The organism is Nonomuraea turkmeniaca (assembly GCF_005889735.1).
GTDB lineage: Bacteria > Actinomycetota > Actinomycetes > Streptosporangiales > Streptosporangiaceae > Nonomuraea > Nonomuraea turkmeniaca.
In genome coordinates this window covers 1-5405 of sequence record NZ_VCKY01000401.1, presented here as the reverse complement: position 1 = coordinate 5405, position 5405 = coordinate 1, and the positions used below count along the sequence as shown (strand labels likewise).

The following is a 5405-nucleotide window of genomic DNA, read 5'->3' as shown; positions in this document are numbered from 1 at the left end:
GGGTGGTGATGAACACCGGTGGGGAGGCGTCCTGGTCCTTGGGGACCTTGGACTCCAGCGGGCGTTTGAAGAGGTCGTAGGTCTGGCTGGTCTTCTTGCCCAGCGCGTCGGTCACCGACAGCACGTTGCCGCGCACGTCATAGCCGGTGGTGGTGACGTTGTTGTAGGCGTCGGTGATCTTCTCTGGGTATCCGGTCGGGTGGTAGTCGGTGAAGGTGGTGGGGTTGTCGTTGGCGTCGGTCGCCTTGGTCAGCTGGCCGACGGGGTCGTAGTCGTAGAAGGTGGTGTAGTCGGTCGCGTCCGGGGTCGGGACGCCGAGCGGGTCGGTGACGGTCTTGAGGTTGCCGTTGGCGTCGTAGCTGAAGGCCCACGTGCGGCCTTCCGGGCTGGTCTTGGTCTTCAGATCCGCGATGTAGCCGCCCAGGCCGCGGTAGTAGTCCAGCACCGTGGCGTTGGTGCCGTTCTTGGTGGCCTCAGGGTCGGTGATGGTCAGCGGGTAGCCGGTCTTCTGGTCATACGTCCAGCTGGTGACCGCCTGGTTGGCTGCCCCGCTGGCCTCGATCAGGTCGGTGACGTTGTGGTCGGGATCCCACTGCAGGCGGGTGGTCTCCTGCTTGGCGTTGGTGATCTTCTCGGGGCGGCCGTAGGCGTCGAGCACGTACCGGGTCGTGTGGTCCAGCGGGTCGGTAACCGCGGCGTGGATCACCGCGCCCTGCGGGCCGTCCGGGTCCTGGTAGGCGAAGTCTGTTTCCCCGCCGAGCCGGTCGGTGAGGGTTTGGATCTTCCACAGATCCTCGGGGTCTTCGGTGGCGTCGTAGTAGTCCAGCTCGGTGGCGTACTTCTGCGCGCCCTGCGGGGTTTCGGTGTGGGAGCGCGGGTCGATAACCTTGGCGAGTTTGACGTTCTTGTTGCCCTGGGTGGCGTCGTAGTGGAAGGCGAACGTCTTGGCCTGCTCATCGCCCGCGCCGTCGATCATCCGGGCGAGCAGGCCCTTGTCGGTGTAGGCGAAGCTGACCTTGCGGCCGGCGATGTCGGTGATCGACTCGACGTTGTCGATGATGTGCGGGTTGGTCAGCTTGGTGGCCTCGACCGGCTGCCAGTTCACGTCCTCGATGTAGGTGTAGTCCTGGCCCTTGGCGTAGTAGTTGAAGGTCAGCGTCTTGCGCCCGGCGGCGTCGGTGATGTACTGCAGGAACTTGGTGGGCTTGTTGTTGGAGTGGCGGCGTTCGTAGGTGAACGCCATGGTGTTGCCGTTCTTGTCGACGATCGCGGACTGGAAGCCCTCCTCGTCGAAGAAGAACTGGGTGCGGTCCGGTTTGGTGAACACCCACTGGCGGGCCGGGTCACGCGAGTAGCGGTCCGGCAGGCTGGCCGATTCGGGGACGCGTTGCAGGTACAGGTGCACGCCGCGGGGGTGGACGTAGTCGCAGGTGTTGGGCAGGCAGCTGGTGTTGCCGTGGCGGTCGATGGTCCACACGTGGGTGGTGCCGTCGCCGTCGGTCAACCTGACCTGCTCGGGCCATTTCTGGCCGGGCGGGTGGAACTGCAGCTGGGAGCCCAGCTTGGTCAGCGTGGAGGTCTGCAGGCTCCAGCCGTAGCCGAGGGAGGCGGTGCTGGTGTCCAGGCTGTTGTAGGTCATACGGGCGAAGGTTTGCGGGCCGCGGGAGGGGTTGGAGAAGGCGTTGTAGCCCCACACCACGTTCCCTGCGTACAGGTTGGTCAGCGCGGTGCCGCCGGCGCCGGTGTTCTTGCCGGTGTAGGCATAGAACTTCTCCAATCCCAGCAAATCCGAGGTGGGGGAGTCGAGGCGGATCTGCTGGGGCAGTTGCGGCAGCTGGTGGGTGGCTGACTTCCAGTTGTTGATGACGGTGTCCTGGACGTCCCAGACCAGCTGGGCGCCCTCGGCCAGGTTGCCGACCGCGGCCGGAGCCTTGACCTCGGCCTCCACCGCGGCGGTGGCGCCCGGCGCCAGATCGGGCAGGGCCGTCTTGAGCTGGGCGTCGGGGGTGGAGATGTCGGTGCCGTCGGGCAGCTTCCAGTGGTAGGATAGCTTAGTTGAGGCGGCCGGCCAGGGCTGACTGGTGGTGTTCTTCACCATCACCGCCACCTTGGTGGTGGCGCCGACCTCCAGCCGCTCCGGCGTGCCGGGCGCATAGAACGAGGTGACCGCGCCGGGGTCTGCGTAGGTGACGGCCAGCTTCGGCCGCAGCAGCGGCTCAGATGTTTCGCTGGCCAGGAACTGCGCCGACTGCTTGGCCGCGCCCGCCTCGTCGGCGACCTTGACCAGCAACCCATGGTTCGCGCTCGGCGTGGCGGTCCAGGCCTTGGCCGCGTCGGTGACCGTCCACCGCCGCCACCCGGCCGTGTCCGTCAGCCCGTTGAGGCTGCCCAGCGCGGTGGCGGTGAAGTCGCCGCCGGGCGTGGTCCAGGGGCTGGTCCAGGTCGCCGCCTCGTCGAAGGCTTTGGTGAGCTTGTGGGCGGTGAAGGAGGCGCCGCTGCCGGTCGCGGTGGCCTGCCACAGCGACAACTGCGCGTCAGCGATCTGCGCGCCGGCCGGGATCTGGCTCGCGTAGTCGCCGAAGCTCACCACCGCGCGGGTGGTGGCCAGGGTGGTGGCGGTGTTGCCAACCTGCAGCCGCTTCTGCCCGCCCACGACATCGTGGCCGGCCGACGGCTCCCCGGACGACAGGGTGGTGTCCGCTGTTGCGTACAGGGTCTTGGTGACATAGCCGGGCTTGGGCAGGAACACCCGCACGTGCTGCGAGGGCACCACCTGCCCGTTGGCCAGTACCGCCTCCACCCAGTAGTCCGCCTGGTGGGTGTAGGACGGGTCCGCGGCGGCATCCGGGTCGGCGCCGCTGCTGGTGTCGGTGTAGGAGGTGACCTCCGGCTGCAGCGTCGCCACCAGGTCGTCCACGTCACCGCCGGTGGTGTTGGAGGTGAGCTGGCAGCCCGACGGGCACTCATGGCGCAGCCGGTACTCCACCAGATCATCGGATGCATCGTTCGGCGTCGGGTCGGCGTAGGCCGACCAGGACAGCGACGCGCCCACCGAGGTCGCCAGCGTTGGCTGCTCCAAGGTGACCGACGGCTTGCCGAAGGTGACCAGCAACCGCGGGTGCGCCACCGGGTCCACCGTCAGCGGATCCACCGCGCCGAAGTCATCCATCGCCTGGTAGGCCACCCCGCCCACCGGCGCAGTCCTGGCCTCGTTGACGGCCTTGAGCAGGATGCCCGCCATCGGCGCTTCCACGCTGGAGTACCAGCCGTTGACCATTGCGGTCACATCAAAGCCGTGCCAGCGCGACAGCTCCCCGACGTTGCGGGTCACCGTCGAGGCCGCAGTGTTAGAGAAGCTCGGCTGATTGTTCCACGTGGTGCCCAGCGGATCCCAGGTCCAGGAGTCGTCGGTGATCTCATGCGCGGCCAGCGTCACCGCCGCGCTCTCGCCCAGGGCCTGGTCGAAGTACACCTCCAGCTTGGCCTGGTCGATCCGGGTGCCGATCGGCAGCACATCCGCCGAAGGCGCGCCGAAGAACAGCAGCGCCCGGTTCAGCCCGGCGGCGGTCTTGCCCACCGGCAGCTTCCAGGAGTCGGCGTAGGGAGTGGTGGCCGTGGCCTGGCTGACGTAGGTGTCGTACACGTCGACAGCCCAGTCGTTGATCTTGAGGGTGGGATCGATCAGCACCGGCCACGCCCGCTCCGGCGCCGCCAGCCACGCCGCGTCCGGCTTCAGCGTGATCGTCGCCTCACCACCCTGGCTCGGGGCCAGTTCCTGGGTGATGGCGCCGGTGCGCTTACCGAACGGCGACGCCGCATCATTCTCGGCGTCGATCATGAACGGGCGCGGGACGGTAAAGGCTCGCTTACCGCTTTCATCGGCGAACGCGATGGACCCGTCCGGGTTCTGCGCCGTCTGCAGTCCGCCGCCGGTCTTGACGGTGAACGCGAACACCGTCCCGGCCGCGGGCGCCTTGGTGAGCCGCAGGTGTTCGGTCACCCCCGAGGCGGTGACGGTGTAGACCAGGTCGGCGCCATCCCACACGCCCGGGTAGGTGACCGTCGAGCCCTCCACTCGCGGGACGATCTGCCGGGCCTCGCCGGGCAGGCCGAGGGTGACCTGCCGCTTGCCGACGCTGAGGCGGATCAGCTTGTCGCTCTTGTCGCCGAACCGAGCCTGAAAGCCGGTCTTGTCGTTGCCGTGGACGAACCCGTCCTCCGCGACTGCAGTGACGGTGGTGTCGACGGGCTGCCAGGCGCCGGCGGCGTCCTGGTAGTGCACCGGCCGGGTGGAGATCTCCGCCTGCGAGCGGCCGTCCTCCAACTCGTACACGGTGCCGTACCGATACCGCTTACCGGTGAGCTCTTTGGTGCGTTTGCCGGGCGGGGCCGCCTGCCAGGCCGCGGCCGGGCGGCTGTCGCGGCCCGGCAACGTGACCTTGTCCGCGCTGGCGGGTGTGCGGCCTTCCGGTTCCGTGGTGAACCAGTCGGCCACCTGGGCGGTCAGCCATGTCGCCGCGCGGGAGAGCGGGCCGGGTTCGGCCGGGCCGGTCTGCGCCGCGGCGGGCGACACTGGGGCCAGCGTCAGCACCATGGCGAGGGTGGTGATCAGGGTAACGGCTCGACGTAACCATGTGTGACGACGAGACCTCGATTGTGGGCATCTGAGGGGTAATTGCGACACGGGTACACTCCACGACTCACGTGACCCACCAGGGGCCGCAGATAAGCGGGACCTAAAGATCCCGGAGCAAAAACACCCGCATCACGCCACAAATCGGCACATTCGGTCAAGAAGTACGGAAGGTGACTTACCTCATTAACCGAACGCACTCTTGAATGACCGCCGGATATGTCACATGCTGCAAAGATCCACCCGCAGATGGAATCCCAGCCGATCTACGCGCAATGTAACTCAGAGTAAAGACCCCAGGTTGGCAAGACTATCCCTCGACGCACCGGGGATGCGATTCCCAGCGAACTCACAGGATCACCGCACCCGGTCAACCCTTCATTCACTACCTCCTGACCTGCGCGGCAGCGAATTTTTGCCTGACGGTCTTGACCGCCGTCACCTTCCATGTCTAGATCGAAACGGTTTGTCCCGCTTCGCACCCCCAGGAGGACCGCCTCATGCCAGCGGCTGGAACGCTCACCCGGTGACGACCCACCCTCACCAAGCGACCACGGTGCAACGGCACAGACGCGGACGGACGATAGGGACCGCCACGCTCCTGGCAGGCGTCCTCCTCCTCGTCCTCGCCGCCCTCTTGATCGGCATCCCCACCAGTTACCCCACGCTCGACCCCTTGCCGACCCTCGAAGGCAACACCACCACGCCGCCCTTGGCTGCCATCGCCATCCGCCCCACCGCCGCCCCGGCCAGTCCGACCTCACGCCGGCAG

General features: G+C 67.3%; 1 protein-coding gene. It reads right to left on the bottom strand.

The window, feature by feature from the left end; translation table 11 throughout:
* Positions 1-4594: DNRLRE domain-containing protein (locus tag ETD86_RS52295; RefSeq protein WP_138674059.1), on the bottom strand; the 4594-nt coding region annotated here is incomplete at its 3' end.
* Between the last annotated feature and the right edge of the window lie 811 nt (positions 4595-5405).